Annotated in this window: 3 protein-coding genes and 1 pseudogene; all 4 read left to right on the forward strand. The window is 59.7% G+C overall.

Annotation, left to right across the window (positions count from 1 at the left end; translation table 11 throughout):
* A pseudogene (locus GPK42_RS09575) lies at positions 1-306 on the forward strand (SIS domain-containing protein); the annotation flags it as partial.
* 46 nt (positions 307-352) lie between these two features.
* On the forward strand, positions 353-772 hold the full coding sequence (locus GPK42_RS09580) for a PTS sugar transporter subunit IIA (protein ID WP_117744006.1): 420 nt from the start codon (positions 353-355) through the stop codon (positions 770-772).
* A 56-nt stretch (positions 773-828) separates the two neighbouring features.
* Positions 829-1,311, forward strand: a complete 483-nt coding sequence (locus tag GPK42_RS09585) for a PTS sugar transporter subunit IIB (protein ID WP_117646647.1) — start codon at positions 829-831, stop codon at positions 1,309-1,311.
* Positions 1,312-1,369: 58 nt separating this feature from the next.
* Positions 1,370-1,983, forward strand: a 614-nt coding sequence (locus GPK42_RS09590) for a PTS mannose/fructose/sorbose/N-acetylgalactosamine transporter subunit IIC (protein WP_215694932.1), incomplete at its 3' end; no start/stop codon positions are given.

Raw genomic sequence — 1,983 nt, forward strand, 5'->3', positions numbered from 1 at the left:
TTCCACGGCACCCTCGAGCTCGTGGAGCCCGGCGTCCCCGTGTTCCTGTTCATGGGCGAGGACGAGAACCGCAAGCTCGACGAGCGCGTCCGCGCCTTCCTGACCCGCGGCGTGACCGGCGACACCGACATCAACATCATCGACACCGCCGAGTTCGCCATCCCCGGCCTTGACGACGAGTTCCGCGTCATCGTCTCCCCGTGGATTCTGACGGTGCTTGTGACCGACCGCCTGGCTCGCTACTACGAGACGGTCACCAAGCACAACCTCAAGTATCGTCGCTACTATCACCAGTTCGACTACTAAAGAAAACGGGTGCGGGAACGTGCCGGGCTATTGAGAGGAACACAGAATGAGACAGTACATCATCGCCAGCCATGCGCACTTCGCTACCGGCATCAAGGAGAGCGTCGAACTGCTCTCGGGCGCTCGCGACAACGTCCACGATCTTTCAATGTTCGTCGATGACCGCATGGACGTGGCCGAGGAGGCCCAAAAACTGCTGGCAGGCATGGCTGCCGACGATGATGTCGTTGTCTGCACCGACCTCTTTGGCGGCAGCGTCAACAACGAGTTCACCAAGATCGTCCAGACGCGTCCCCGCACGTACCTCGTTACCAACATGAACCTTCCTCTGCTCATCCAGCTGCTGTTCTCTGACGAGTCGGCGCCGGTTGAAGAGACGATTCGCGCCATCGTCGCTGCGGACGATACGCGCGTGAAGTTCGTCAACGATCTTTTGGTCGATGACGACGAGGAAGAAGAGTTCTAATCCGTAGCACCTACTGACACGCCGTAAGACGGCACAAGACCTTTGGGGGTCACATTATGATTCAGCTACTTCGCGTTGACCATCGCCTGCTTCATGGCCAGGTCGCGGTCTCTTGGGTTCAGGGCCTCGGCTCCAACTGCATCTTCTGCGTGGGCGATAAGGTCGCCAACGACCCGGTGTGGAAGACGACGCTCAAGATGGGCAAGCCTGCCGGCTGCAAGCTCGTCATCAAGGATATGGCGAATGCCATCGAGGCTATCAACTCGGGCGTGACCGACAAGTACAAGATGATCATCTGCGTTGCCACCATCGCTGAGGCAAAGCAGCTTGTTGAGGGCTGCCCGCAGATTAAGTCGGTCAACCTGGGCAACACCAAGCCCAAGGACGAGAAGCGCCCCGATGCTCGTCAGGTCTCTCGTCAGATCTTCCTGACCGCAGCCGAGGAAGCCGATGTGCGCGAGATGCTGGATCGTGGCGTTGAGGTCGAGATTCGACCCCTGGCCGATGACCCCAAGGTTGACTGCGCCAGCGTGCTCTAGGCGTTTGAATTCGAAGAGTCTGAGCTCTTCGTAGTGTCCTATTAGGAAAGGGGGATGTATGCTTACCCAAGCAATCCTCATCGGACTTATCGCCGCATTTGGTAAGTTCGACTGCCAGCTCGGTACGCTCTATGCGTTCCGCCCCATCGTCCTGTGCCCGCTCGTGGGTCTGGTGCTGGGGGACCTGCAGTCCGGCCTCGCGATCGGTGCGAGTCTGGAGCTGCTGTTCATGGGCTCGATCTCCATCGGCGCCTACGTGCCGCCTGATGAGACGATCGGCGGCGTGCTCGCCTGCGCCTTCGCTATCCAGCTGGGCCAGAGCACCGAGGCAGCCATCGCGCTTGCCATGCCCATCGCCACGCTGTGCCTTGCCATCAAGAATATCCTCAACGCCGCCCTGCCGATCCTGGTTGACCGCGCTGATGTCTTCTCCGGCCAGGGCAACCTTAAGGGTGTCTATGCGATGCACTTCCTGATCGGTTTAACCGGCATCATCATGGCGTTCCTGCTGTGCTCGCTGTCGTTCTATCTGGGTGCTGACGCTATCCAGGGCGTGCTCGACTTTATCCCCGACTTTGTTCTTGCTGGCTTTGGCGTTGCCGCCAACATCCTGCCGGCCATGGGCTTCGCCATGCTCGGCCGCCTGGTGCTCACCAAGCAGCTCGTGCCCTT

The organism is Collinsella aerofaciens, from assembly GCF_018785265.1.
Taxonomy (GTDB): domain Bacteria; phylum Actinomycetota; class Coriobacteriia; order Coriobacteriales; family Coriobacteriaceae; genus Collinsella; species Collinsella aerofaciens_AI.